This window comes from Streptomyces sp. NPDC104381, from assembly GCF_055583745.1.
This window is the reverse complement of sequence record NZ_JBVJNK010000001.1, coordinates 970,978-995,366: the sequence shown is the minus strand read 5'-3', so window position 1 is coordinate 995,366 and position 24,389 is coordinate 970,978. Positions and strand designations below refer to the sequence as shown.

At 71.0% G+C, this 24,389-nt stretch carries 25 protein-coding genes; 8 read left to right on the top strand and 17 right to left on the bottom strand.

The annotated features are described in order from the left end of the window. Positions 1 to 116 precede the first annotated feature (116 nt). The 3 genes from ACZ607_RS04460 to ACZ607_RS04450 form a co-directional block, all read right to left on the bottom strand. Positions 117 to 1,589, bottom strand: a complete 1,473-nt coding sequence (locus ACZ607_RS04460; RefSeq protein WP_469731576.1) for a hypothetical protein — start codon at positions 1,587 to 1,589, stop codon at positions 117 to 119. A gap of 111 nt (positions 1,590 to 1,700) precedes the next feature. Next, positions 1,701 to 2,411: an antibiotic biosynthesis monooxygenase gene (locus ACZ607_RS04455; RefSeq protein ID WP_469731574.1), complete on the bottom strand. Its 711-nt coding sequence runs from the start codon at positions 2,409 to 2,411 to the stop codon at positions 1,701 to 1,703. Positions 2,412 to 2,494: 83 nt separating this feature from the next. Then, the gene (locus ACZ607_RS04450; RefSeq protein WP_469731571.1) at positions 2,495 to 3,136 is read right to left on the bottom strand and encodes a DUF4232 domain-containing protein; all 642 of its coding nucleotides are present in this window, start codon (positions 3,134 to 3,136) and stop codon (positions 2,495 to 2,497) included. A gap of 143 nt (positions 3,137 to 3,279) precedes the next feature. Here ACZ607_RS04450 and dapA point away from each other — a divergent pair, with 143 nt between their 5' ends. After that, a complete protein-coding gene (dapA, locus tag ACZ607_RS04445) occupies positions 3,280 to 4,167 on the top strand; it encodes a 4-hydroxy-tetrahydrodipicolinate synthase (RefSeq protein ID WP_469731569.1) in 888 nt (295 codons plus the stop codon). Here the strand turns inward: dapA and dapD are convergent. Continuing rightward, complete coding sequence (dapD, locus tag ACZ607_RS04440) at positions 4,164 to 5,162, bottom strand: 2,3,4,5-tetrahydropyridine-2,6-dicarboxylate N-succinyltransferase (RefSeq protein WP_469731567.1); 999 nt, start codon at positions 5,160 to 5,162, stop codon at positions 4,164 to 4,166. The genes dapA and dapD overlap by 4 nt on opposite strands. 9 nt (positions 5,163 to 5,171) lie before the next feature. Continuing rightward, positions 5,172 to 6,449: an MFS transporter gene (locus ACZ607_RS04435; RefSeq protein WP_469731565.1), complete on the bottom strand. Its 1,278-nt coding sequence runs from the start codon at positions 6,447 to 6,449 to the stop codon at positions 5,172 to 5,174. A gap of 85 nt (positions 6,450 to 6,534) precedes the next feature. Here ACZ607_RS04435 and ACZ607_RS04430 point away from each other — a divergent pair, with 85 nt between their 5' ends. After that, entirely contained in the window at positions 6,535 to 7,413 is an 879-nt protein-coding gene (locus tag ACZ607_RS04430) for a winged helix-turn-helix transcriptional regulator (protein ID WP_469731563.1), read from the top strand. Positions 7,414 to 7,473: 60 nt separating this feature from the next. Here ACZ607_RS04430 and ACZ607_RS04425 read toward each other — a convergent pair whose 3' ends face one another. Beyond that, a complete protein-coding gene (locus ACZ607_RS04425; protein ID WP_469731561.1) occupies positions 7,474 to 8,022 on the bottom strand; it encodes a TetR/AcrR family transcriptional regulator in 549 nt (182 codons plus the stop codon). Beyond that, positions 8,022 to 8,342, bottom strand: a complete 321-nt coding sequence (locus ACZ607_RS04420; protein WP_469731559.1) for a DMT family transporter — start codon at positions 8,340 to 8,342, stop codon at positions 8,022 to 8,024. The genes ACZ607_RS04425 and ACZ607_RS04420 overlap by 1 nt, the downstream gene beginning before the upstream one ends. Before the next feature lie 157 nt (positions 8,343 to 8,499). Here ACZ607_RS04420 and ACZ607_RS04415 point away from each other — a divergent pair, with 157 nt between their 5' ends. Next, complete coding sequence (locus ACZ607_RS04415; protein WP_469731557.1) at positions 8,500 to 9,651, top strand: DUF7847 domain-containing protein; 1,152 nt, start codon at positions 8,500 to 8,502, stop codon at positions 9,649 to 9,651. 87 nt (positions 9,652 to 9,738) lie between these two features. On the opposite strand, the gene ACZ607_RS04410 is transcribed toward ACZ607_RS04415, so the two are convergent. The 8 genes from ACZ607_RS04410 to ACZ607_RS04375 are packed head-to-tail and all read right to left on the bottom strand — an operon-like array spanning position 9,739 to position 16,355. Then, complete coding sequence (locus ACZ607_RS04410; RefSeq protein WP_093539690.1) at positions 9,739 to 10,077, bottom strand: metal-sulfur cluster assembly factor; 339 nt, start codon at positions 10,075 to 10,077, stop codon at positions 9,739 to 9,741. Then, entirely contained in the window at positions 10,074 to 10,529 is a 456-nt protein-coding gene (gene sufU / locus ACZ607_RS04405; RefSeq protein ID WP_277325541.1) for a Fe-S cluster assembly sulfur transfer protein SufU, read from the bottom strand. The genes ACZ607_RS04410 and sufU overlap by 4 nt, the downstream gene beginning before the upstream one ends. A gap of 26 nt (positions 10,530 to 10,555) precedes the next feature. Next, positions 10,556 to 11,824 carry a cysteine desulfurase gene (locus ACZ607_RS04400; protein WP_469731554.1) on the bottom strand — a complete coding sequence of 423 codons (1,269 nt, stop codon included), beginning with the start codon at positions 11,822 to 11,824 and terminating at the stop codon, positions 10,556 to 10,558. Next, the gene (gene sufC / locus ACZ607_RS04395; protein WP_104789961.1) at positions 11,821 to 12,612 is read right to left on the bottom strand and encodes a Fe-S cluster assembly ATPase SufC; all 792 of its coding nucleotides are present in this window, start codon (positions 12,610 to 12,612) and stop codon (positions 11,821 to 11,823) included. Before sufC ends, ACZ607_RS04400 begins: the two co-directional genes overlap by 4 nt. A gap of 7 nt (positions 12,613 to 12,619) precedes the next feature. Beyond that, complete coding sequence (locus ACZ607_RS04390) at positions 12,620 to 12,937, bottom strand: bifunctional 3-phenylpropionate/cinnamic acid dioxygenase ferredoxin subunit (RefSeq protein ID WP_018555702.1); 318 nt, start codon at positions 12,935 to 12,937, stop codon at positions 12,620 to 12,622. Then, complete coding sequence (sufD, locus tag ACZ607_RS04385) at positions 12,937 to 14,118, bottom strand: Fe-S cluster assembly protein SufD (RefSeq protein ID WP_469731552.1); 1,182 nt, start codon at positions 14,116 to 14,118, stop codon at positions 12,937 to 12,939. The genes ACZ607_RS04390 and sufD overlap by 1 nt, the downstream gene beginning before the upstream one ends. Positions 14,119 to 14,178: 60 nt before the next feature. Then, the gene (gene sufB, locus ACZ607_RS04380) at positions 14,179 to 15,600 is read right to left on the bottom strand and encodes a Fe-S cluster assembly protein SufB (RefSeq protein ID WP_469731550.1); all 1,422 of its coding nucleotides are present in this window, start codon (positions 15,598 to 15,600) and stop codon (positions 14,179 to 14,181) included. Then, positions 15,597 to 16,355, bottom strand: coding sequence for a helix-turn-helix transcriptional regulator (locus ACZ607_RS04375; RefSeq protein ID WP_469731549.1), 759 nt, complete (start codon positions 16,353 to 16,355; stop codon positions 15,597 to 15,599). The genes sufB and ACZ607_RS04375 overlap by 4 nt, the downstream gene beginning before the upstream one ends. Positions 16,356 to 16,588: 233 nt before the next feature. On the opposite strand from ACZ607_RS04375, the gene ACZ607_RS04370 reads away from it, so the two are divergent. The 3 genes from ACZ607_RS04370 to ACZ607_RS04360 all read left to right on the top strand — a co-directional run bounded on the left by ACZ607_RS04370 (position 16,589) and on the right by ACZ607_RS04360 (position 19,340). Next, positions 16,589 to 17,515, top strand: a complete 927-nt coding sequence (locus tag ACZ607_RS04370; protein WP_469731547.1) for an ABC transporter ATP-binding protein — start codon at positions 16,589 to 16,591, stop codon at positions 17,513 to 17,515. Further along, positions 17,512 to 18,279 carry an ABC transporter permease gene (locus ACZ607_RS04365; RefSeq protein ID WP_469731545.1) on the top strand — a complete coding sequence of 256 codons (768 nt, stop codon included), beginning with the start codon at positions 17,512 to 17,514 and terminating at the stop codon, positions 18,277 to 18,279. Before ACZ607_RS04370 ends, ACZ607_RS04365 begins: the two co-directional genes overlap by 4 nt. 77 nt (positions 18,280 to 18,356) lie before the next feature. Then, positions 18,357 to 19,340, top strand: coding sequence for a COX15/CtaA family protein (locus ACZ607_RS04360; RefSeq protein WP_469731543.1), 984 nt, complete (start codon positions 18,357 to 18,359; stop codon positions 19,338 to 19,340). Positions 19,341 to 19,441: 101 nt separating this feature from the next. Here the strand turns inward: ACZ607_RS04360 and ACZ607_RS04355 are convergent, their stop codons facing one another. Then, complete coding sequence (locus ACZ607_RS04355) at positions 19,442 to 19,807, bottom strand: hypothetical protein (RefSeq protein WP_469731542.1); 366 nt, start codon at positions 19,805 to 19,807, stop codon at positions 19,442 to 19,444. A 100-nt stretch (positions 19,808 to 19,907) separates the two neighbouring features. After that, complete coding sequence (locus ACZ607_RS04350; protein ID WP_469731860.1) at positions 19,908 to 20,861, bottom strand: heme o synthase; 954 nt, start codon at positions 20,859 to 20,861, stop codon at positions 19,908 to 19,910. 285 nt (positions 20,862 to 21,146) lie between these two features. On the opposite strand from ACZ607_RS04350, the gene tkt reads away from it, so the two are divergent. After that, positions 21,147 to 23,234, top strand: coding sequence for a transketolase (tkt, locus tag ACZ607_RS04345; protein WP_469731540.1), 2,088 nt, complete (start codon positions 21,147 to 21,149; stop codon positions 23,232 to 23,234). Between the two features lie 34 nt (positions 23,235 to 23,268). Then, the gene (gene tal, locus ACZ607_RS04340; protein WP_469731538.1) at positions 23,269 to 24,387 is read left to right on the top strand and encodes a transaldolase; all 1,119 of its coding nucleotides are present in this window, start codon (positions 23,269 to 23,271) and stop codon (positions 24,385 to 24,387) included. The last annotated feature ends 2 nt before the right edge of the window (positions 24,388 to 24,389 follow it).

The window sequence follows — 24,389 nt, the reverse complement described above, 5'->3', positions numbered from 1 at the left end:
CGCCCGGTGAACGGACGGCGAAATTCGGGAACATCACCGGAGCGCGAACCGCCGGGGAGCGCGCGGTCGCGGCGGCGCTTCCCCCGCGGCCGGCCGCGCGCTCCCCGGCCGCCGCCTCAGCCCTTCTGCCGCGACCGCGCCTTGTAGGCGGCCTTACGGGCGGCCTTCGCGGCACCCCGGTCGCCGTGCAGGCGGCCCATCGCCTCCAGTACCTCGGCGGTGGCGGGGTGGTCCACCCTCCAGGCCTCGTCGAAGAAGCCGCTGTGCTGGCCGGAGAGCCCCTCGACCAGCTCCTGGAGCTCCTCCACCTCGCCGTCCGCGTCCAGTTGGGCGGCGATCGTGTCCACGGCGAGCCAGAAGATCATCGACTCCGGCGGCGCGGGCACGTCCGCCGCGCCGCGCTCCGCGAGCCAGACCCGCGCCAGCCCGCCCAGCTCGGGGTCGCCGAGCACCGCTCGTACGGCGGGCTCGGCCTCCGGGCCGACCAGGGCGAGGGCCTGCTGGCAGTGCAGCCTGCGCAGCGGTGCCCGCCGGTCGGCGCCGCGCGCCGCGCCCAGGAGTTCCGCCGCGGCGGTCTCCGCCCCGTCCGCGCCGCGCCTGCCGAGCCACAGGCCGACCTCGGTGCGGGCGGCCTCCTCGGGGTAGTACGCGATGCCGTCGAGGAGGACGTCGGCCCCCTTGTCGGCGAGGTCACCGACGGCGGGCGCGTCCACGCCGGCCTCCAGCATCCGCTCCCGGATGCCGTAGAGGCCGAGCGGGGTCAGCTTCACCATGCCGTAGCGGGTGACGTCCTCGTCGTCGGCGGGCGGGGTCGCCTCCTCGCCCTCCTCGGTCAGCAACGTCTCGTCCACCGGCCGGTATTCGACGATCCCGATGGGTTCCAGGACCCGGAACTGGTCGTCCAGCCGCATCATGGCCTCGGACACCTGCTCCAGGACGTCGTCGGTGGGCTCCTCCATGTCGTCGGGCACCACCACGGACGCGGCGAGGGCGGGCAGCGGCACGGGTCCGTCGCCCGGCCCGGCGTCCGAGAGCGTCAGCAGGTAGAGGTTGCCGAGCACCCCGTCGAGGAACTCGGCCTCCTGCTCCGGGTCCCAGTCCAGGGCGTCGAAGTCGACGTTGCCGTCCTCACCGATGAGGTCGGCGAAGTCGTCGAAGGCCGGGGCGGTGGCGTCCGCGTGCACGGCCTCCAGGCCGTCGAGCCAGATCGCGAGGACGTCCTGCGGGGATCCGGAGGTCAACAGGCCCAGGTTCTCACCGGCGGTGACGGTGCCCTCCGCCGCGCCGTCCGCGTACTCCGCCCCGTCCTGCGGGTCCTCGACGTCGACGAGCCCGGTGTCGACGGCGAGGCGCCACGCCTCGCTGGCGTACGCGGCACCGTCCTCGTCGTCGGCGAGCCCCAGATGCCGGGCGGCGTCGGGAAGCTGGGCGTCGACGAGCTCGCCCCCGGCGCCGACCCGGGTCGTGGGGCCCGCCCAGCGGGCGAGGCGGACGGCGCGGGCGAGCAGCGGAGCGGCCAGCGCGTCCCGTGCCAGCTCGGCCTCGGTGTGCAGCCGCACCGGCGGCAGGGAGGGGCGCTCTGCGGACATCAGGGGGTTCTCCTCGGGGCGTGCGCGGGCTGTGTGCGGGGGCCGGTCCGTCATGTCAGGACCTCGGCCGGTGCCCAAGCGTAGACGCAATTCGTCCCTTGCCGCCCGGTTCTACCGGAGGTCCGCCCCGATGCTGAGCGCGGGTGTCCAGCGGCGTACGGTACTGCCCTTCAGTCCGGGGTAGTTCTGGACCCTGTGCCACTGGGGCGTCGGCGATCCGGCGCCGCCGCCGGACCGGGCGAGGGCGTCGATGTGGGCCTGCGCGGTCTCCCACTCCGCGTAGTTGAGGACCCGCGTGCCGTCCGTGCTGGTGTGGAAATGCGCCGCGAGGCCGCCGGGTGCGGGCGCCGGGTCGCTCTCCAGCGCCTCGAACACCGTGTCCACCCAGTCCCGTTGGCGGGCCGGGTCGGCTCCGTCGAACTCGATGTCGACGGTCACGACGCAGCCCGGCTCCCGGACGTCGCCGTCCCGCACCCCGGAGCGGTACAGCTCGAACGCGCGCAGTCCGACCCGCTCGATGCCGGGCACCGCCGCGTCGATCTCGGCGACGCGCTCGTCACGGCCCGTGCGGGCGAACTCCCGGTACGTGGCCTCGTCGTCCCACTGGGAGTAGTGGAGCAGGCTCCCCCCGTCGTCGCCGGCCAGGACGCTGTACGACAGCAGTCCGGGATGCGGCCAGTCGCGGCTCCCCCACGCGGCACGGATCGCCTCGACCGTCCGGCGCTGCCGCTCGGGGGTGCCGGCCTTCCACGTGCTGACCTTCACCACTCCCGTGTCGGCACGGGTCAGGTCGGGGCGGGAGCGGAACTGTACGGCGGTCATGGTGTGGTCCTCTCCTGGCGCACCCCCTGGTGCGCCCTCGGACACCACCCTCATACGTCAAGTGCGCTTGAGGTCAAGGCTCTTCATCCGGTCCTCGCCGTCCGCCAGGCCGTGGTGTTCAGTTCGTCCATCAGCCGGATGTCGTGGCCCTCCAGCGGGAAGACCCGCGCCCCCGTGTCCGGGGCGGCGGCGATCTCCAGGGCGTCGCCCTCGATGAGGTCACCGCCCTCCTGGGTGGAGACCCACGCCAGCGTCGAGGTGACGCTCGCGCCCGGCTTCAGCTCGACCTCCTCCGGCCCCTCGTCGTCGCCGAACATCGATCCGCCCGCGTTCACGGGGACGGGGATGCGCTTCCCGTCCTCGCCCAGCGCGCGGACGGCGGGGTAGCCGTGGACGCGGTAGGGCTTCTTCCCGCAGTTGACGAGCGTGAGGGTGACCGCGCGGGCGAACATCGCCGTCTGGACGGGCCCCATCTCCACGACCACCCCGGAGGCGGGGCAGCCGGAGGCCGACGCCGCGGGGGTGGGTGCGAGCGGGGCGGGCCCGTCCGTCGCGGCACCGGCGTCCGGTGCGGGCGCGGCGGTGTCCGGCCGCGTCGTGGCGGCGGGGCTCGGGGTGGGCTCCGGCTCCCCCTCGCCTGCGGGGACGAGGAAACCGGCGCAGCCGGACAGGGTCAGTGTGACCGTCGTGAGTACGGCTGCCGAGATCGTTCTCCGTACGCGCATGCCGTGTACCCCACCCCTGGAACGGTCCGTCGTCTCTGTGTTCGATCATGCCAGAGGGGGCCCACGACAGTTCAGCGTCTCTTGCGCGACACCCCAAGCAGAACTAAGTGGACCCGGGTCCACCGGGCGCCGAGACTGCGGAGATGACATCCCACACGGCCGGGCCCTTCGGCCGCACCCTCTGCGCCATGATCACGCCGTTCACCGCCTCCGGTGACCTGGATCTGGACGCCGCCCGCCGCCATGCCGCCGGTCTGGTCGCGGACGGCTGCGACGGTCTCGTGCTCAGCGGCACCACCGGCGAGTCACCGACGACGACGGACCAGGAGAAGACCGCGCTGCTGCGGGCCGTCCGGGAGGCGGTGGGATCCGCGGTCCCGCTCGTCGCGGGCGTGGGCAGTGCCGACACCCGGCACACGGTCCGGCTCGCCCGGGAGGCGGAGGCCGCGGGCGCCGACGGACTGCTGGTGGTGACCCCGTACTACAGCCGTCCCCCGCAGGCCGCCGTGGAGGCGCACTTCCTCCGGGTCGCGGAGGCCACCGGCATCGGGCTGATGCTGTACGACATCCCGGGCCGCACCGGCACGCGGATCGAACCCGCGACCCTGCTGCGTCTGGCGGAGCACCCGCGCGTCGTGGCGGTCAAGGACTGTTCGTACGACCTGCTCGCGGCAGCCAAGGTGATGGCGCGCACCTCACTGGCGTACTACTCGGGGTGCGAGGAGCTGAACCTCCCGCTGTACGCGCTCGGCGGCGCCGGCTACGTCAGTACGGTCGCCAACGCGGCCCCGCGCCGCATGCGGGCCGTGCTGGACGCGTTCGACGCGGGCGACACCGAGGAGGCGGCCCGCCTCAACGGGCTGACGATCCCTCTGGTCGAGGCGATGATGGCCTCCGGCCTGCCCGGCACGGTCACGGCGAAGGCGCTGCTGGACGCGGGCCCGGTCCGCGAACCGCTGCAGCCCGCCGGCCGCGAGGCGGTCGACGGGCTGCGCCGGGTCTACGAGGAACTCCTCGCCGTCACTGCCTAGTTGTGGCTGTGCAGGATGTCGTTGAGCCCGTCCCACACGGCGTTGTTCGGGCGGGCCTCGACGGCGCCGGTCACCGAGTTGCGGCGGAAGAGGATGTTCGAGGCGCCCGAGAGCTCGCGCGCCTTGACGACCTGGCCGTCGGGCATCGTGACCCGGGTGCCGGCCGTGACGTACAGCCCGGCCTCGACGACGCACTCGTCGCCGAGCGCGATCCCGATGCCGGCCTCGGCGCCGATCAGGCAGCGCTGCCCGATGACGATGCGCTCCTTGCCGCCGCCGGAGAGGGTGCCCATGGTGGACGCGCCGCCGCCGATGTCGGAACCGTCGCCGACGACGACGCCCGCGGAGATGCGGCCCTCGACCATGGAGGTGCCGAGGGTGCCCGCGTTGAAGTTGACGAAGCCCTCGTGCATCACGGTCGTGCCCGAGGCCAGGTGCGCACCGAGCCGCACCCGGTCGGCGTCGGCGATGCGTACGCCCTTGGGCGCGACGTAGTCCGTCATCCGGGGGAACTTGTCCACCGAGGTGACCTGGAGGTGCAGGCCCTCCGCGCGGGCGTTCAGCCGGACCTTCTCCAGGTCGTCGACGGCGACCGGGCCCAGCGAGGTCCAGGCGACGTTGGCGAGGAAGCCGAAGATGCCGTCGAGGTTCTGCCCGTGGGGCTGCACCAGACGGTGCGAGAGCAGGTGCAGCCGCAGGTAGGTGTCGTGCGCGTCGAGCGGCTTGTCGTCCAGCGAGGAGATGACCGTGGACACGGCGACGATCTCCACCCCACGGCGCGCGTCCACACCGATGGCCTTGGCGGCGCCCTCACCGAGGCGGTTCACCGCCTCCTCGGGGCTGAGTCGCTGCGTCCCGGCCGGGCCGGGCTCGGCGGCGAGCTCGGGGGCGGGGAACCAGGTGTCGAGGACGGTGCCGTCACCGGCGATGGTGGCGAGGCCGGCGGCGACGGCGCCGGTGGTGCGGGCGGAGCCCTGGGAAGTCGTGTCGGTCATGAACAGAACCTAACCGGCGGACCCCTTCGCGGGCGAACCGGTCTCAGGTGCCGGAGCGTGTCCGCCCGGGGCGACGGGGCGCGCGCTCCCCGGACCGCCGGTCACCCACGGCCCCGAGGCGGGCTCGCGCAGCCGGCGCGCGGCCAGTACGGCCACGCCCGCACCGCACGCGAGAGCCGCGCACAGGGGCCAGAGCAGTGCCGGTGCGGCGGTGTACAGCGCGCCGCCCAGGGGCGGGGCGAGGACCTGGCCGCTGATCGAGGCGCCCGCGTACAGGCTCTGGAAGCGGCCCTGCGCATGGGCCGGGGCCCGGTCGGCGACGTAGGCGGTGGCCGTCGTCTTGTAGAGGATCTCGCCCAAGGTCAGCGACACCATCATCGAGACCGCGAACAGGGCGCCCGCGCCGGGGATCAGCACCGCGTACCCCACCCCCACGAGGATCAGCCCGGCGCCGACGACGGACAGCGGGGCCCTCCGGCGCAGCGCGTGCGCGGCGGGGAGTTCGAGGCAGAGGATGACGCCCCCGTTGACCGCGATCAGCCACCCGTAGAACTGGGTGCCGTAGCCGTGGTCGGCGAGGAAGACGGGCAGCGTGGAGTACTGCTGCCGGTAGACGAGGTCGACGCAGACGATCGCGGCGAGCAGGACCAGCACCGCCGGTCTTGCCCGGAGTTCCCGCCAGAGGCCCGGCGCTTCCGGACCGGGTGCGGGCCGGGTGTGCGCGGTGCCGCGCGAGGGCAGGATCGCGGCCGCGTAACCGGCGAAGAGCAGGGTGCCCAGGCCGTCCGCCAGGAAGAGCCACTCGTACGAGGTCGCGGCGGCGAGCGCGGCGCCGAGCGGCGGCCCCACGGTGAAGCCGCCGTTGGAGGCGAACCGGGTGAGGGCGAAGCTCTGGCGGCGCTCCCCCTCCGGGACGGACACCGCGACCAGGGCCGCGTTGGCCGAGCGGACGACCCCCGAGGCGTACTGGGCGAGCGGCAGCACCGCGTACAGGGCGGCCAGGGGCAGCACGGGGAGGGTGACGAGCGCGGCTCCGCTCACGCAGGCGCCGGTCAGGAGCGCCCGCCGGTGGCCGTAGCGGTCGCCGAACCAGCCGCCGGTGAAGTTCCCCGCGACCAGGCCGAGGCCGCCGACACCGCTGATCACACCGGCCTGGGCGACGGAGAGGCCGCGCGGGCCGGTGAGGTAGACGAAGAGATAGACGAAGGTGAAGCTGACGACGGCGTTGAGGAAGGCGCCGAACGCCAGGAGGCGCACCGTTCTCGGTACGCCACGCAGCATGCCCATCCCGATCCCCCAGGGTGAGTTCCTTTTGGGAACGGACTATGGCAGCCTGGTATCCGCAGGTCAACCGAGTAGGGAGGCGGACATCGTGCCGCAGCGCACCAGCCTGGCCGACGCCGACTGCGCGATCGCCCAGGCTCTCGACGTCGTGGGCGACTGGTGGACGCTGCTGATCGTGCGCGACACCGCGCGCGGGGTGCACCGCTTCGACGCGCTCCAGCAGGAGCTGGGGGTGTCGCGCAAGGTGCTCACCGAGCGGCTGCGCCTGCTGACGGAGGCGGGGGTGCTCGCCCGGCACCCGTACCAGGACCGCCCGGTCCGCCACGAATACCGGCTCACCCCGCGCGGACGCGCCCTGCTGCCGGTGCTGATCGCACTTCAGGACTGGGGCGACGCCTGGGTGCTGGGAGAAGGAGAGACGATGGCGACGACCGCGGAGGACTCCAGGGAGGCGGCGCGGGTGCACGCCCTGGTGGGCACCCGGCTGCCGGAGCTGGAACTGCCGGACCACGACGGCCTGTTGCGCGATCCCGTCGCCGGCACCCCGTACACCGTCCTGTACTGCTTCCCCGGCGCGTACGCCCGCCAGGACGCCTATCCGCCGGGATGGGCGGGGATCCCGGGGGCACGGGGCTGCACCCTGGAGTCGTGCACCTACCGCGACCAGCTGGCGGAGTTCACGGCGGCGGGCGCGACCGTGCACGGCGTGTCCACCCAGCGCCCGGACGAGCAGAAGGCGTTCGCCGACAAGGAGCGGCTGCGCTTCCCGCTGCTCTCCGACGCGGGGCTGGCTCTGGCGGCCGCGCTGCGGCTGCCCACGTTCCGCGCGGCGGGGGTCAGCCGGCTGAAGCGGCTGACGCTGGTGGTGGACCGGGACCGCACGGTCGTCGAGGCGCTGTATCCCGTCACGGACATCGAGGCGAGCGTGCGGGCCGCGCTGGCCGCCGTCCGCCGGGGCGCCGCCTGACCTTGCCACCACAGCTACCGGCCGTCCGCCGGGGCACCGCCCGGCCGCACCCGCCTGCTCTCAGCGGCCGGCCCCGTCCGCCACCCTGGCCAGCATCTCCCTGGTGTACTCCGGGTCGAAGTCACCGTCGGTGAGCAGCACCTGGAGACTGATCCCGTCCAGCAGGGCCGTGAGCGCCCGCGCGGTGGCCCGGTCGGTGCGGTCGGCGATGAGCAGGGCCAGGGCGTCGGCCCACTCGGCGGCGACCGGCCGCAGCGCGGGCCGGCGCAGGGCCGCGAGGTACAGCTCGTACTCCAGCGCCAGCGGCCCGCGCCCCGCCGCGAACCACTCCCCCAGCAGCCGCGTCAGCTCGTCGGCGAGCGGGACCCCGGGGTCGGAGAAGTACGGGCTCTCCCGCACCGTCCGGGCGAAACTCTCGTTGCACCGGCGCAGCGCGGCGATCAGCAGCTCGTCGAGCGAGGCGAAGTGATACGTCGTCGAGCCGAGCGGCACGTCGGCCTCGGCGGCCACCGTGCGGTGACTGAGCCCCCCGATCCCCCGGTCCGCGACGACGCGGATGGCCGCGTCGATGATGCGCTCGCGCCGATCGGGGTCGTACCGCCGGACCATCAGTGGGCACCTCCGAGATTGAGGACGACGACCCCCGCGATGACCAGGGCGATGCCGGCCAGCTTGGCGAGGCTCGCGGACTCGCCCATCCAGAGGATGCCGATGGCGGCGACGGCGGCGGTGCCCGTGCCCGCCCAGATCGCATAGGCGGTGCCGATCGAGAGCGTCTTGAGGGTCTGGGCGAGCAGGGCGAACGCCAGCACGTAGCCGACGACGGTGATGAGCGAGGGCCACAGCCGGGTGAACCCCTCGCTGTACTTCATGGCCGTGGTCCCGGCCACCTCCGCCGCTATGGCCGCGGCCAGCAATCCGTATCCCATACGTACGAGCGTACACAACGTTGCGTACGGGCGTACGCACCTTCGCGCACCCATATCGTGACCAGCCCGGAAGGGATTCGCCGGCACCCCGGGACGCTACGGTGTCCGCACCGGTAGGACCGGATGACAAGCGGACGATACGAGCAACGGAGCAGTGGTGGCGCAGGACGCAGGGTGGGGCGGGGGCGCCTACGGGGGCGCGGCGTACGGCGGAAGTCCCTACGGAGGGCCTCCGGGATGGGGCGGCTGGGTGCCGCCGCCGAAGCCGGGGGTGATCCCCCTCGCCCCGTTGAAGCTGGGGGACGTGCTGGGCGGGGCGTTCTCGACGATGGGCAGGTACGGGAAGCAGCTGTTCGGCCTGGCCGCCGCGCTGTACGGCGGGGCCGCCCTGCTGATGGCGGCGGCGGTGGCCATCGCCTACTCCGCGGTCTCCGGCCATCTGGAGTACGTGGTCTCCCTCGACCACGGCGAGAGCGCCTCGTCCACCGACATCGTTCCGCTCGTGATCGCGGGCGGCGTCCTCGCGCTGCTGGGCATCGTCACGATGGCCGTCGTGTCCGGTCTGATGTACGCGGCGGTCCCGGCCGTGCTGCAGGAGGCGGTCCTGGGCCGGCCCGTCGCCTTCTCGGCGGTGTGGCGCAAGGCGTGGGCGCATGTCGCCCCGGTGATCGGCGCCCTGATCCTCACCGCCCTCGTCGCGACCGTGCCCGTCCTCCTCGTGATGGCCGCCTTCATCGGGGTGATCATCAGCGTCCTCACCATGGACAGCGGTGGCGCCGCCGCCACCGCCATCACGCTGGGCATCGTCGGCGCCCTGGTGACCGCACCGCTGGCCGCCTGGATCTGGATAAAGGTCTGCCTGGCACCGGCGGCCGTGGTCTTCGAGGGCCGGGGGCCCGTCGCCGCGCTGCGCCGCTCCGCCGAGCTGGTGCGCGGCGACTGGTGGCGGATCTTCGGCATCACCCTGCTGGCCGCCCTGATGGCGGGCGCCGCCGGCTATGTCATCCAGATCCCCTTCTCGGTGCTCGGCCTGTTCCCCGGCATGATCGGGACCGCGTCGCTGGAGGACGACCCGAGCGCCACGGCGGTGATCGTCGCGATGAGCGGATACCTGGTCGCGACGCTGCTGGGACAGCTCGTGAGCCAGATCATCTCGACGACGTTCCCCCAGCTGGTGACCGGTCTGCTCTACGTCGACCGGCGCATACGGACGGAGAACCTGGGCCCGGCCCTGGCCGAGGCCGCCGGCGTCCCCGCGCAGGGCGGCCCGATGCCCCCGCCGTACGGAGGTGGCGCCCCGCAGTGGTGACCCGGCCGCCCGGGTGGCCGGCGGGCGGCGACCGAAACGAGGAACGGCCCCCGGCGCGATGCCGGGGGCCGTCCTTGACGTCGTGGCTCAGACGTTGAAGCCGAGCGCGCGAAGCTGCTCGCGACCGTCGTCGGTGATCTTGTCAGGGCCCCACGGCGGCATCCAGACCCAGTTGATCCGGAGCTCGTTGACGATGCCGTCCGTCGCGGACTTCGCCTGGTCCTCGATGACATCGGTCAGCGGGCACGCCGCGGACGTCAGGGTCATGTCGAGGGTGGCGATGTTGGCGTCGTCGATGTGGATGCCGTAGATCAGGCCCAGGTTGACGACGTCGATCCCCAGCTCGGGGTCGACCACGTCGTACAGCGCCTCGCGCACCTCCTCCTCGGAGGCCGGCTTGGTGGTGAGAGTCTCGTTGTCGCTCATGCCGTCTTCCCTTCGGACAGCGCCTGCGCCGTCGCGTCCTTCCACGCCATCCAGCTCAGCAGCGCGCACTTGACCCGGGCCGGGTACTTGGAGACACCGGCGAACGCGACCGCGTCCTCCAGCACCTCCTCCATCGCGTCGTCCGGCTCCAGCTGGCCCTTGGACTGCATCAGCTCCAGGAAGGTCTCCTGGATCTTCTGCGCGTCCCCGAGTTCCTTGCCGACGAGCAGCTCGTTGAGCACGGAGGCACTGGCCTGGCTGATCGAGCAGCCCTGGCCCTCGTAGCTGACGTCGGCGATCGTCTCGCCGTCGTACTTCACCCGGAGCGTGATCTCGTCGCCGCACGTCGGGTTGACGTGATGCACCTCGGCATCGCCGTCCCGCAGGCCACGCCCGTGGGGGTGCTTGTAGTGGTCCAGGATCACTTCCTGGTACATGGAATCAAGCTTCACCAGTCAACCCTCAGCCGCTCTGCCATCTAACCGAAAAAGTTCCGCACGTGCTCCAGCCCGTCCACCAGTGCGTCGACCTCGGCGGGCGTGGAGTACAGATAGAACGACGCTCGCGTCGTCGCAGGAATTCCGTACCGCAGGCAGACGGGCCGTGCGCAGTGGTGACCGACCCGGACGGCGATGCCCTGCTCGTCGAGCACCTGGCCCACGTCGTGGGGGTGGATGTCGCCGAGCGTGAAGGAGATCGTCGCACCCCGGTCCTCGGCCGTCGCCGGACCGATGATCCTGAGGTCCGGGACCTCCAGGAGCCGCCGCACCGCGTACTGGGTGATGGCCTGCTCATGGCGGTGGATGTTCTCCATGCCGATCGAGGAGAGGTAGTCCACGGCCGCGCCGAGGCCGACGGCCTGCGCGATCGGGGGCGTGCCCGCCTCGAACTTGTGCGGCGCGGGGGCGTACGTCGAGGAGTGCATCGACACGGTCTCGATCATCTCGCCGCCGCCGAGGAACGGCGGCAGGTCCTCGAGGAGCTCCTGCCGTCCCCACAGCACACCGATGCCCGTCGGGCCGACCATCTTGTGGCCGGTGAAGGCCACGAAGTCGGCCTGCAGCGCCTGCACGTCCAGCACCATGTGCGGGGCCGCCTGCGAGGCGTCGATGCAGACCAGCGCGCCGACCTGCTGGGCACGCCGGATGATCTTCTCCACCGGGTTGATCGTGCCCATGATGTTCGAGACCAGCGTGAGGGAGACGATCTTCGTCTTCTCCGTGATGATCTCGTCGATGTTCGACAGGTCGAGACGGCCGTCGTCCGTGATGCCGAACCACTTCAGCTTCGCGCCGGTGCGCTGCGAGAGCAGCTGCCACGGCACGATGTTGGAGTGGTGCTCCATCTCCGTGGTGACGATCTCGGTGTCGCTGTCGACCCGGTAGGGCTCGTCCGCCCAGCCGAGCATGTTGGCGACGAGGTTCAGCGACTCCGAGGCGTTCTTGGTGAAGATCACCTCGTTGCGGCTGGGTGCGTTGATGAAGGCCGCGACCTTGTCGCGAGCGCCTTCGTACAGCGCGGTGGCCTCCTCGGCGATCGTGTACACGCCGCGGTGGACGTTGGCGTTGTGCCGCTCGTAGTACTCGTTGAGCGCGTCGAGGACCTGGCGCGGCTTCTGCGAGGTCGCCGCGGAGTCCAGGTAAACGATCTTCTTGCCGTCGTGGACCGTGCGGTCCAGGATCGGGAAGTCCTTGCGGATCGCCTCGGTGTCGAGGAGGCCGGAGAGCCCCTGTCGGGCGTCAGTCACGCGACCGTACCTCCTGAGTTCGCTCCGCTCACGGGGCCACCCTTCGTGTAGGCCTCGTAGCCCTCGTTCTCCAGCTGGTCGGCCAGCTCGGCACCACCGGAGGCGGCGATCCGGCCGTTGGCGAAGACGTGCACGTAGTCGGGCTTGATGTACTTCAGGATGCGCGTGTAGTGCGTGATCAGCAGGGTGCCGACCTCGCCGGTCTCGCGCACACGGTTGACGCCCTCGGAGACGGTCTTCAGCGCGTCGACGTCCAGGCCGGAGTCGGTCTCGTCGAGGATCGCGACCTTCGGCTTGAGGAGCTCCAGCTGGAGGATCTCGTGGCGCTTCTTCTCACCGCCGGAGAAGCCCTCGTTGACGTTGCGCTCGGCGAAGGCCGGGTCCATCTGGAGCTGGGCCATCGTCTCCTTGACCTCCTTCACCCACGTCCGCAGCTTGGGGGCCTCACCGCGGACGGCGGTGGCGGAGGTGCGCAGGAAGTTGGAGACCGAGACGCCGGGGATCTCGACCGGGTACTGCATGGCGAGGAACAGGCCGGCGCGGGCCCGCTCGTCCACGGACATCTCCAGGACGTCCTCGCCGTCCAGGGTCACCGTGCCACTCGTGATCGTGTACTTGGGGTGACCCGCGAGCGAGTACGCGAGGGTGGACTTGCCGGACCCGTTGGGGCCCATGATGGCGTGGGTCTCGCCCTGCTTCACGGTCAGGTCGACGCCCTTGAGGATCTCCTTCGTGGCGTTGTCGGCCTCGACGGAGACGTGCAGGTCGCGGATTTCAAGCGTTGCCATGGGTGACTCAGGACTCCTGGGTGACGGAGACGAGCACATCGTCCCCTTCGATCTTTACGGGGTATACGGGGACGGGGCGCGTCGCGGGAAGACCGGACGGCTTGCCGGTGCGGAGGTCGAAGCTCGATCCGTGCAGCCAGCACTCGATCGAGCAGTCCTCCACCTCGCCCTCCGAGAGCGAGACGTTCGCGTGCGAGCAGATGTCGTTGATCGCGAACACCTCCCCCTCGGTACGGACGACGGATACCGGCGTGCCGTCGAGCTCCACCCGCTTCGGGGTGTCGTCCTCCAGCTCGCTCAGCGCACAGGCTTTGACGAAGGCCATCAGACCGACGCCTTCAGCTCGGCCTCGATCTTGTCGAGGAGCCGGGCTTCGACGTCCGGCAGACCGATCTGCTGGACCAGCTCGGCGAAGAAGCCGCGCACGACGAGCCGGCGGGCCTCCTCGGCCGGGATACCGCGGGACTGCAGGTAGAACAGCTGCTCGTCGTCGAAGCGGCCGGTCGCCGAGGCGTGGCCGGCGCCGACGATCTCGCCGGTCTCGATCTCCAGGTTCGGTACGGAGTCGACACGGGCACCGTCGGTCAGAACCAGGTTGCGGTTCATCTCGTAGGTGTCGGTGCCCTCGGCCGCGGCCTGGATGAGCACGTCGCCGATCCAGACGGCGTGGGCGTCGTCGCCCTGGAGCGCGCCCTTGTACACCGCGTTGGACTTGCAGTGCGGGGTGTTGTGGTCGACCAGGAGACGGTGCTCCTGGTGCTGGCCCTTGTCGGTGAAGTACAGGCCGAAGAGCTCGGCCTCGCCGCCCGGGGCCGCGTACGCGACGCGCGGGTGGAGACGGACGAGGTCCCCGCCGAACGTCACGATGATCGACTTGAAGGAGGCGTCGCGGCCGACCAGCGCGTTGTGCTGGCCGACGTGGACGGCCGTGTCGTCCCAGTCCTGCACGGAGACGACGGTCAGCTTGGCGCCGTCACCCAGGACGTAGTCGACGTTGGCCGCGAGCAGGGCGTCACCGGTGTGGTCGATGACGACGACGGCCTCGGCGAAGGCACCCAGCTCGATGACCTGGTGCCCGTAGGCCACACCGCCCTCGCCGTGCACCGTGATCCGGACCGGCTCGCTGAGCACGGCCTCCTTGGCGACCGTGACGACCGAGGCCTGCTGGAAGGACGAGTACGCCTGGGCGGCGACACGGTCCACCGGGGTGCCCGCCCTGCCGATGCGGGCGTCGTCGCGGCCGACGGTCTCGACCGTGACGCCGGAGGGCGCCTCGACGACGACCTTGACCCCGTCACCGGTGGCGACCGCGGTGCCGTCGTGCAGGCCGCGCAGCCGCTCCAGCGGCGTGAACCGCCACTCCTCCTCACGGCCGTGCGGGACCGGGAAGTCCGCGACGTCGAAGGACGGGGGCGCGCTCATGCGCGTGGCGACGGTGGACTCGGCCGCCACCGCGATGGAACCGGCGGTGGTGGAGCCCACCGGGGAATTCTGAGCCTCAGCCATGGCTGTCGTAGTGCTCGCTTTCTCAGTCAAGAACTCTTCGGGACGCGGTCGGCGGGCCTGCTAGCCGACCGACCCCTCCATCTGCAGCTCGATCAGCCGGTTGAGCTCCAGGGCGTACTCCATGGGGAGCTCCTTGGCGATCGGCTCGACGAAGCCGCGCACGATCATCGCCATGGCCTCGAACTCGGTCATGCCGCGGCTCATCAGGTAGAAGAGCTGGTCCTCGGAGACCTTGGAGACGGTCGCCTCGTGCCCCATCGACACGTCGTCCTCGCGGACGTCGACGTACGGGTAGGTGTCGGAGCGGGAGATGGTGTCCACCAGCAGCGCGTCGCACAGCACGTTGGACTTGGCGCCGGGCGCACCCTCGCCGATCTCGATGAGACCGCGGTAGGAGGTGCGGCCACCGCCTCGCGCCACCGACTTGGAGACGATGTTGGAGGAGGTGTTCGGTGCCATGTGGACCATCTTGGCGCCGGCGTCCTGGTGCTGGCCCTCGCCCGCGAAGGCGATGGACAGGGTCTCGCCCTTGGCGTGCTCGCCCATCAGGTAGACGGCCGGGTACTTCATGGTGACCTTGGAGCCGATGTTGCCGTCGACCCACTCCATGGTCGCGCCCTCGTACGCCACGGCGCGCTTGGTGACCAGGTTGTAGACGTTGTTCGACCAGTTCTGGATGGTCGTGTAGCGGCAGCGGCCGCCCTTCTTCACGACGATCTCCACGACCGCGGAGTGCAGCGAGTCCGAGGAGTAGATCGGCGCGGTGCAGCCCTCGACGTAGTGGACGTAGGCGTCCTCGTCGACGATGATCAGCGTCCGCTCGAACTGGCCCATGTTCTCCGTGTTGATACGGAAGTAGGCCTGGAGCGGGATCTCGACGTGCACGCCCTTCGGCACGTAGATGAAGGAGCCACCGGACCAGACGGCGGAGTTCAGCGAGGCGAACTTGTTGTCACCGACGGGGATGACGGTGCCGAAGTACTCCTTGAAGAGCTCCGGGTGCTCCTTGAGCGCGGTGTCGGTGTCCATGAAGATGACACCCTGCGACTCGAGCTCCTCGTTGATCTGGTGGTAGACCACCTCGGACTCGTACTGCGCGGCGACACCGGCGACCAGGCGCTGCTTCTCCGCCTCCGGGATGCCGAGCTTGTCGTACGTGTTCTTGATGTCCTCGGGCAGGTCCTCCCAGGACTCCGCCTGCTTCTCCGTGGACCGCACGAAGTACTTGATGTTGTCGAAGTCGATGCCCGACAGGTCGGAGCCCCAGTTCGGCATGGGCTTCTTGTCGAACAGCTTCAGGCCCTTGAGCCGGAGCTTCAGCATCCACTCCGGTTCGTTCTTCTTCTCCGAGATGTCGCGGACGACAGCTTCGGACAGGCCGCGCTTCGCCGCCGCGCCTGCCGCGTCGGAGTCGGCCCAGCCGAATTCGTACGTACCCAGACCCTCGAGCTCAGGGTGGGCAGTCTCCGTAGGGAGCGTCATGCGGGGTTCCTCCCGGCCGTACTTGCAGATGCTGAATGGGTGTTCTGTGCTGACTGTGAAGCCTGTGGTGCCGTGGGGCTGCTGCGCGGAACGAACGTCGTGCACACCCCGTCGCCGTGGGCGAGGGTGGCGAGACGCTGCACATGGGTCCCGAGCAGGCTGGAGAAGAATTCCGTCTCCGCCTCGCACAGCTGCGGGAACTGTTCGGCTACGTGCGCGACCGGGCAGTGGTGCTGGCAGAGCTGCTCGCCCTGCTGACGGCCCGGCGCGCTGCGCGCCGTAGCAGCGTACCCGTCGGCGGACAAGGCCCTGGCGAGGGCCTCGGTGCGTGCCTCGGGGTCGGCGGCCTCGATCACCGCGCGGTACTTCTCGGACTGGGCGGCCATCCTGGCGCGGGCGAAGGCGACGAGCGCCTCGTCCCCCGCCGTGTCGGCGATCCACCGCAGCGCGTCGGCGGCGAGCTTGTCGTAGGACTGGTCGAACGCGTCCCGGCCGCAGTCGGTGAGGGCGAACACCTTGGCCGGACGGCCACGGGTCCGCGCCCCGTAGACACGCTGTTCGCGGGCCTCGACCACGTCGTCGGAGACGAGTGCGTCCAGGTGACGGCGCACGGCGGCCTGGGTGAGGCCGACGCGCTTCGCCAGGTCGGCGACGGTGGAGGGGCCGTGGTCCAGGATGGAGCGCGCGACCCGGTTGCGCGTCGAGCGCTCACCGGTCGCGAGTTCCTCCTGAGGAGCCTCGCCAGCGTATTTCACAACGCCATTGTTGCGTAATTCCTTCGGGCGTGACAACCCGCCTCAGGGCCGGGCGCGGTGCCCTTCGTCACTTAGGCAAACCTAAGTTGACCTGCGGAAACAACGATCACGGCAGGCCGGCGCAGGTGGGCGCCCTCCGGGCCGGGCGGTGGCCGGGCGGCGGGAGGAGCGCGCGGAAGAGCGGGGAACCCGGCGCGCCGGACCCCTCACCCGCCAGCCTAGACTTGCCCGCCATGAGCAGCGAGCCCGTCGTACAGGTCAGAGGCCTTGTCAAGCGGTACGGCACCGAAGCCGCGGTCGACGGCCTCGACCTGGAGGTCGCGGCGGGCGCCGTGACCGCGGTCCTCGGCCCCAACGGCGCCGGCAAGACCACCACGATCGAGACCTGTGAGGGCTACCGCAGGCCGGACGCCGGAACCGTACGGGTGCTCGGCCTCGACCCGGTCGCCGACGCCGCGTCGCTCCGCCCCCGCATCGGCGTGATGCTCCAGTCGGGCGGCGTCTACTCCGGCGCCCGGGCCGAGGAGATGCTGCGCCACATGGCGAAGCTCCACGCCCGTCCGCTGGACGTCGGCGCGCTCGTCGAACGGCTCGGGCTCGGCAGCTGCGGCCGGACCACCTACCGCCGGCTCTCCGGCGGCCAGCAGCAGCGCCTCGCCCTGGCGATGGCCGTCGTGGGCCGACCCGAGCTGGTCTTCCTGGACGAGCCGACGGCCGGCCTCGACCCGCAGGCCCGCCGTTCGACCTGGGACCTGATCAGGGAGCTGCGCGCCGACGGGGTGTCCGTCGTCCTCACCACCCACTTCATGGACGAGGCCGAGGAGCTCGCCGACGACGTCGCCGTCATCGACGCGGGACGGGTCATCGCGCAGGGCAGCCCCGAGCAGCTCTGCCGCGGCGGCGCCGAGAACACCCTGCGCTTCACCGGCCGCCCCGGCCTGGACCTCGGTTCGCTGCTGAAGGCGCTGCCCGACGGCAGCGAGGCGGCCGAGCTCACCACCGGCGCCTACCGCATCACCGGGCGGATCGACCCGGAGCTGCTGGCGACCGTCACCTCCTGGTGCGCCCAGCACGGCGTGATGCCGGACGGCATCGCGGTGGAGCGGCACACCCTGGAGGACGTCTTCCTCGAACTGACCGGCAAGGAGCTGCGCGCATGAGCGCCGGTACGTACACCCCGCGCCCCGGCGCCGCCCCGCTGCCCCGCATGATCGCCGCGCAGGCCGTGCTGGAGACACGGATGCTCCTGCGCAACGGTGAGCAGCTGCTGCTCACGGTGGTCATCCCGACCCTGCTGCTGGTGCTGTTCAGCGCGGTGGACATCGTCGACACCGGCACGGGTGAGCCGGTCGACTTCCTGGCGCCCGGCGTCCTCGCCCTCGCGGTGATGTCGACGGCCTTCACGGGCCAGGCCATCGCGACCGGCTTCGAGCGCCGCTACGGGGTGCTCAAGCGGCTGGGCGCCTCTCCTCTGCCCCGCTGGGGCCTGATGACGGCGAAGACCCTCTCGGTGCTGGTCACGGAGGTCCTCCAGATCGTCCTGCTGACGGTGATCGCCTTCGCCCTGGGCTGGTCGCCCGAGGGCAACCCGTTCGCCGTGCTGCTGCTCCTGGTGCTGGGCACCGTCGCCTTCTCCGGGCTGGGGCTGCTGATGGCGGGGACGCTGAAGGCCGAGGCGACGCTCGCCGCGGCCAACCTGGTCTTCCTCCTGCTGCTGGTCGGCGGCGGCGTCATCGTGCCGCTGGACAAGTTCCCGGACGCGGCGCGCTCCGTGCTGGGCCTGCTGCCGATCTCGGCCCTCTCCGACGGGCTCAGGGACGTCCTCCAGCACGGTGCGGCGATGCCCTGGGGCGACGCGGCGGTCCTGGCCGTCTGGGCGGTCCTGGGGCTGGGCGCGGCGGCCCGTCTCTTCCGCTGGGAGTGAGGGGCCGGGCCGGGCGGATGTCCGGCCCATCCGGAATGCCCACCCCTCGTGAAAACATGCACAAGCCGTTCCCTACGATGGTGCGCGTGGAAACCCCCCTCTCCTACATCGCCAAGCGCTGGACTCCGTCGGTGAGGACGGCGAAGCGCGCCGCACTCGTCGCGGTGATGATGAGCGTGCTCATCATCATCACCGGCGGCGCGGTCCGGCTGACCGGTTCCGGTCTGGGCTGCGACACCTGGCCCAAGTGCACCGACGACAGCCTCTTCGCGACGCCCGAGCAGGGACTGCACGGCGCGATCGAGTTCGGCAACCGGATGCTCACCTACGTCCTGTCGGCCGCGGTCGGCTGGGCGATCATCGCCGTGCGCTCCCTGAAGCCCCGCCGGCGCGGTCTCACGCGTCTGGCGTGGTCGCAGTTCTGGCTGGTGATGGGGAACGCCGTCATCGGCGGGCTCACGGTCTGGGCCGGCCTCAACCCGTGGTCGGTGGCCGGGCACTTCCTGCTCGCCAACTGCCTGCTCACGGTGACCGTCGTCACCTGGGTGCGGATCGGCGAGGGCGACGGCGCACCGCGTCCGCGCGCCCCGCGCCCGGTGCGGCAGCTGTCCTGGGCGATCGTCGCCACCACGGTCGTGCTGATCGCGCTGGGCACCACCGTGACCGGCTCCGGCAAGCACGCGGGCGACAGCAGCGACGTACCGCGCATGCCGTGGGACTGGAGCGCCGCCGCCCACATCCACGCCGTCGCCGCCTGGGTCGTCTGCGCCCTGGCCGTCGCGATGTGGTTCGCCCTGCGCGTCGTCGACGCGCCCCTCGACACCCGGGCCCGCGCCCGTGACCTGCTGATCGTGCTGCTGGCGCAGGGCGTCATCGGATACGTGCAGTACTTCAACGACGTGCCCGAGCTGCTGGTCGGGCTCCATATGCTCGGCTCCGCCCTGCTGTGGATCGCCGTGGTGCGCCTCCTGCTGTCACTGCGCGAGCGCCCGGTGGCCGACCCCGGCGTTCCCGCCCCCGCGGCCGCCGGAGAGCTGCCGGAGCACGCCGCCGCGCGCTGAGCGGAAGCCGCTCCCCCGGCACCACGACGACGGCCCCCGTCCACTGCGGACGGGGGCCGTCGTCGTGCCCGTGCGTACGGCTCCCGATCGGAGCCCGGACCCTAGGCCTTGTGGTTGGACGGGCCGCCGACCTGGATGCCCGCCATCCGGGACCACTCGTACGGGCCGGTGCGGACCTTGGCCGCGAACTCGCCGTCGAAGTCCTCGTGGACCGTGATCCCCGCCTTCCGCGTGGCGCTCTCGGCCACGGTGTGGGAGGGCGCCACCAGGTCGCCCCACTCGCCGTCCTCGCCGACCAGCACGATGCGGGTGCCCATCTCACCGAGGTGGGCGAGCTGCCCCTCGGCGCCGCCGTGGGCCTTGGCGAAGGCGCCGATCTGCTTGGCGAGCTTCGCGGCCCTGCGCTCCGCGCGGGCCGCGTGCCTATCGTCCGTCTGCTGCGTCTGGGGCTCTGCCGTCTCTGCCATGGACAGGATGCTACCGACGGGTAGATCGACTGGCGACGGGCGGGGGGCGTGGCATCGGCCACGTCCCCCGCCCGTCGGCGGAGCTCCGGTGCGTGCGGGACTACCTCAGGAAGGGGTCCACGGCCACGGCGACGAAGAGGAGCGAGACATAGGTGATGGACCAGTGGAACAGGCGCATCTCCTTGAGCTTGGCGCCCGTCACACCGGACTTCGCCCGGTTCTGCAGGCCGTGCGCCTCCCAGAGCCAGAAGCCTCCGGTCAGCAGGGCCACGGCCGTGTAGAACCAGCCCGTGTAGCCCAGAGGGGTGAGCAGCAGCGAGACGCCGACCATCACCCAGCTGTAGACGACGATCTGGCGGGCCACCACCCGGTTGGTGGCGACGACCGGGAGCATCGGGACGCCGACCCGGGCGTAGTCCTCCTTGACCTTCATCGACAGCGGCCAGTAGTGCGGCGGCGTCCAGAAGAAGATCACGGCGAAAAGGATGACCGCGGCCCAGCTCATCGAATTGGTCACGGCGGACCACCCGATGAGCACCGGCATGCAGCCGGCGATTCCGCCCCAGACGATGTTCTGCGAGGTCCGGCGCTTCAGCAGCATCGTGTAGACGACGACGTAGAACAGAAGTGCGCCGAGCGAGAGCGCGGCGGAGAGCCAGTTGACGAGCAGCCCGAACCACACCGTGGAAATCACCGCCAGGGCGATTCCGAAGGCGAGGCACTCCCGGGGGCTCACCATCCCCGTGACCAGCGGGCGCTGGGACGTACGGTCCATCAGCGCGTCGATGTCACGGTCGATATACATGTTGAGCGCATTGGCACCGCCCGCGGAGAGATATCCGCCGATGGTGGTGGTAACCACGAGCCAAAGATCGGGCACTCCCCGGGCCGCGAGGAACATCACCGGAACGGTGGTGATCAGCAGCAGCTCGATGATGCGCGGCTTGGTAAGAGCCACGAATGCCTTGATGCGGGCCCCGGACGGGCGATGGCCCCCTGGGCTCGGAGTCAAGGCGACCCCTGCGGGTCGGGACTCGACGGCCGTCACGCACACCCCTGACAGAGAAATCCCAGCAAGCTCCGGGCGTGAAAGCCCGGTAAAGACTTGCGCGAACCAGACCACTGTAGACGTTGGGCATACGCCACTCTTCGCGGGGGTGGGGTCGTGTTGGGGTGGCGCAGAAGTGAACGGAGGCGCTCATACGGGAGGCGAACTCCGCAGGTCGCCCGCACTGTGGAAAGGGCAGAAGTACGGCCTTGGGACGGGGGTAGGCTCGACAATGCCCGGTGCGGTAACCAGTCACCGGTTTACAACAGTGGAGAGGAGCCCTGACTCAGGGTGAGCACCAAGCCGACCACCACAGACCTCCAGTGGACCGAATTGGACCAGCGGGCCGTGGACACCGTCCGCGTCCTCGCCGCGGACGCCGTACAGAAAGTCGGAAACGGCCACCCGGGTACGGCGATGAGCCTCGCTCCTGCGGCGTACACCCTCTTCCAGAAGGTGATGCGCCACGACCCGGCGGACGCGGACTGGGCCGGACGCGACCGGTTCGTGCTGTCCGCGGGCCACTCCAGCCTGACGCTGTACATCCAGCTCTACCTCGCCGGGTACGGCCTGGAGCTGGACGACCTCAAGGCGTTCCGCACCTGGGGCTCCCTGACGCCGGGCCACCCGGAGTACGGCCACACCACGGGTGTCGAGACGACGACCGGCCCGCTGGGCCAGGGTGTCGCCAACGCCGTGGGCATGGCGATGGCCGCCCGCTACGAGCGCGGTCTCTTCGACCCGCAGGCGGCCCCCGGCACCTCCCCGTTCGACCACACCATCTGGGTCATCGCCGGTGACGGCTGCCTCCAGGAGGGCATCTCGGCCGAGGCGTCCTCGCTGGCCGGCCACCAGAAGCTCGGCAACCTGGTGCTGCTGTGGGACGACAACCACATCTCGATCGAGGGCGACACGGAGACCGCGGTCTCCGAGGACACCCTGAAGCGCTACGAGTCCTACGGCTGGCACGTCCAGCGCGTGGACCAGCTGCCCAGCGGCGACCTGGACCCCGAGGGTCTGTACCGCGCGCTGCAGGCCGCCAAGGCCGAGACGGAGCGCCCGTCGTTCATCGCGGCCCGCTCGATCATCGCCTGGCCCGCCCCGAACGCCCAGAACACCGAGGCCGCGCACGGCTCGGCGCTCGGCGACGACGAGATCGCGGCCACCAAGCGGGTGCTCGGCTTCGACCCGGAGAAGACCTTCGAGGTCTCCGACGAGGTCATCGCGCACACCCGTGAGGCACTGGACCGCGGCCGCGAGGCCAAGGCCGAGTGGGAGAAGTCCTTCGCCGCCTGGCGCACCGCCGACCCGGAGCGCGCCGCGGACTTCGACCGCATCGCCGCGGGCGAGCTGCCCGCGGGCTGGGAGGACGAGATCCCGGTCTTCGAGGCCGGCCACGGGGTCGCCACGCGTGCCGCCTCCGGCAAGGTCCTCCAGGCGCTCGGCGGTGTCATCCCCGAGCTGTGGGGCGGCTCCGCCGACCTCGCGGGCTCGAACAACACCACGATCGACAAGACGTCGTCGTTCCTCCCGGCCGGCAACCCGCTGCCCGAGGCCGACCCGTACGGCCGGACGATCCACTTCGGCATCCGCGAGCACTCCATGGCCGCGGCCATGAACGGCATCGCGCTGCACGGCAACACCCGCATCTACGGCGGCACCTTCCTGGTGTTCTCCGACTACATGCGCAACGCCGTGCGCCTCTCCGCGCTGATGCACCTTCCGGTGACGTACGTGTGGACGCACGACTCGATCGGCCTCGGCGAGGACGGCCCGACGCACCAGCCGGTCGAGCACCTCGCCTCGCTGCGCGCGATCCCCGGCCTGAACGTCGTCCGCCCGGCGGACGCCAACGAGACGGCCATCGCCTGGCGCGAGATCCTCAAGCGCGGCAAGAAGGACTACGGGAAGAGCGCCCCGCACGGTCTGGCGCTGTCCCGTCAGGGCCTGCCGACCTACGCGGCGAACGAGAACGCCGCCAAGGGCGGTTACGTGCTGTTCGACGCCGAGGGCGGCGACGCGCAGGCCGTCCTGATCGCCACCGGCTCCGAGGTCCAGCTGGCCGTCGAGGCCCGCGACGAGCTCCAGGCGGCCGGTGTGCCGACCCGTGTGGTCTCGATGCCGTGTGTCGAGTGGTTCGAGGAGCAGGACCAGGCGTACAAGGACAGCGTGATCCCGCCGTCCGTGAAGGCGCGGGTCGCCGTCGAAGCGGGTATCGGCCTCACCTGGTACCGGTATGTGGGCGACGCGGGCCGGATCGTCTCGCTGGAGCACTTCGGTGCCTCGGCGGACGCCAAGGTCCTCTTCCGCGAGTTCGGCTTCACCGCCGCGCACGTGGTGGAAGCCGCCCGGGAATCTCTCGCCTCCGCTGCGCGCTGACGCGGTTATACGACTAGTAGGAGATGTAATTCTCATGACAGACGCACTCAAGCGCCTCTCCGACGAGGGCGTGGCGATCTGGCTGGACGACCTGTCGCGCAAGCGGATCACGTCCGGCAACCTGGCCGAGCTGATCGACCAGAGCCACGTCGTGGGTGTCACGACCAACCCGTCGATCTTCCAGAAGGCCATCTCCCAGGGCGACGGTTACGACCAGCAGCTCACGGACCTCGCCGCCCGCAAGGTGACGGTCGAGGAAGCCATCCGGATGATCACCACGGCCGACGTCCGCGACGCCGCCGACATCCTGCGCCCGGTCTTCGACGCGACGGACGGCCAGGACGGCCGGGTCTCCATCGAGGTCGACCCGCGCCTGGCGCACAACACGACGGCCACGGTCGCCGAGGCCAAGCAGCTGGCCTGGCTGGTGGACCGGCCGAACACGCTCATCAAGATCCCGGCGACCAAGGCCGGCCTGCCGGCGATCACCGAGACCATCGGGCGGGGCATCAGCGTCAACGTGACCCTGATCTTCTCGCTGGAGCGCTACCGCGAGGTCATGGACGCCTACCTGGCGGGCCTGGAGAAGGCGAAGGCCGCGGGCCTGGACCTCTCCAAGATCCACTCGGTCGCCTCGTTCTTCGTGTCCCGTGTGGACACCGAGATCGACAAGCGCCTCGACGCGATCGGCACCGACGAGGCGAAGGCCGCGAAGGGCAAGTCCGCCCTCGCCAACGCCCGTCTGGCCTACGAGGCGTACGAGGAGGTCTTCGCGGGTGACCGCTGGGCCGCCCTCGACAAGGCGCACGCCAACAAGCAGCGCCCGCTGTGGGCCTCCACCGGCGTGAAGGACCCGTCCCTCAAGGACACCCTGTACGTCGACGACCTCGTCGCCCCCAACACGGTGAACACCATGCCGGAGGCGACCCTGGAGGCCGTGGCCGACCATGGTGACATCACCGGCAACACCGTCGCCGGTGGCTACGACCAGGCACGTGCCGACCTCGACGCGGTCAAGAAGCTCGGGGTCAGCTACGACGACGTCGTCCAGCTGCTGGAGGACGAGGGCGTCGACAAGTTCGAGGCCGCCTGGAACGACCTGCTCAAGTCGACCGAGGCCGAGCTCGAGCGCCTCGCTCCTTCGGAGGGCTGACC

What these genes read in the sequence shown, in the direction of transcription:
- ACZ607_RS04420 (WP_469731559.1), bottom strand. Translation starts at nt 8,342, where the DNA reads ATGGGATACGGATTGCTGGCCGCGGCCATAGCGGCGGAGGTGGCCGGG.
- sufC (WP_104789961.1), bottom strand. Translation starts at nt 12,612, where the DNA reads ATGGCAACGCTTGAAATCCGCGACCTGCACGTCTCCGTCGAGGCCGAC.
- ACZ607_RS04365 (WP_469731545.1), top strand. Translation starts at nt 17,512, where the DNA reads ATGAGCGCCGGTACGTACACCCCGCGCCCCGGCGCCGCCCCGCTGCCC.
- sufD (WP_469731552.1), bottom strand. Translation starts at nt 14,118, where the DNA reads ATGGCTGAGGCTCAGAATTCCCCGGTGGGCTCCACCACCGCCGGTTCC.
- tal (WP_469731538.1), top strand. Translation starts at nt 23,269, where the DNA reads ATGACAGACGCACTCAAGCGCCTCTCCGACGAGGGCGTGGCGATCTGG.
- ACZ607_RS04435 (WP_469731565.1), bottom strand. Translation starts at nt 6,449, where the DNA reads ATGGGCATGCTGCGTGGCGTACCGAGAACGGTGCGCCTCCTGGCGTTC.
- ACZ607_RS04410 (WP_093539690.1), bottom strand. Translation starts at nt 10,077, where the DNA reads ATGAGCGACAACGAGACTCTCACCACCAAGCCGGCCTCCGAGGAGGAG.
- ACZ607_RS04460 (WP_469731576.1), bottom strand. Translation starts at nt 1,589, where the DNA reads ATGTCCGCAGAGCGCCCCTCCCTGCCGCCGGTGCGGCTGCACACCGAG.
- ACZ607_RS04370 (WP_469731547.1), top strand. Translation starts at nt 16,589, where the DNA reads ATGAGCAGCGAGCCCGTCGTACAGGTCAGAGGCCTTGTCAAGCGGTAC.
- sufB (WP_469731550.1), bottom strand. Translation starts at nt 15,600, where the DNA reads ATGACGCTCCCTACGGAGACTGCCCACCCTGAGCTCGAGGGTCTGGGT.
- ACZ607_RS04450 (WP_469731571.1), bottom strand. Translation starts at nt 3,136, where the DNA reads ATGCGCGTACGGAGAACGATCTCGGCAGCCGTACTCACGACGGTCACA.
- ACZ607_RS04355 (WP_469731542.1), bottom strand. Translation starts at nt 19,807, where the DNA reads ATGGCAGAGACGGCAGAGCCCCAGACGCAGCAGACGGACGATAGGCAC.
- ACZ607_RS04455 (WP_469731574.1), bottom strand. Translation starts at nt 2,411, where the DNA reads ATGACCGCCGTACAGTTCCGCTCCCGCCCCGACCTGACCCGTGCCGAC.
- dapA (WP_469731569.1), top strand. Translation starts at nt 3,280, where the DNA reads ATGACATCCCACACGGCCGGGCCCTTCGGCCGCACCCTCTGCGCCATG.
- ACZ607_RS04425 (WP_469731561.1), bottom strand. Translation starts at nt 8,022, where the DNA reads ATGGTCCGGCGGTACGACCCCGATCGGCGCGAGCGCATCATCGACGCG.
- ACZ607_RS04360 (WP_469731543.1), top strand. Translation starts at nt 18,357, where the DNA reads ATGGTGCGCGTGGAAACCCCCCTCTCCTACATCGCCAAGCGCTGGACT.
- dapD (WP_469731567.1), bottom strand. Translation starts at nt 5,162, where the DNA reads ATGACCGACACGACTTCCCAGGGCTCCGCCCGCACCACCGGCGCCGTC.
- ACZ607_RS04390 (WP_018555702.1), bottom strand. Translation starts at nt 12,937, where the DNA reads ATGGCCTTCGTCAAAGCCTGTGCGCTGAGCGAGCTGGAGGACGACACC.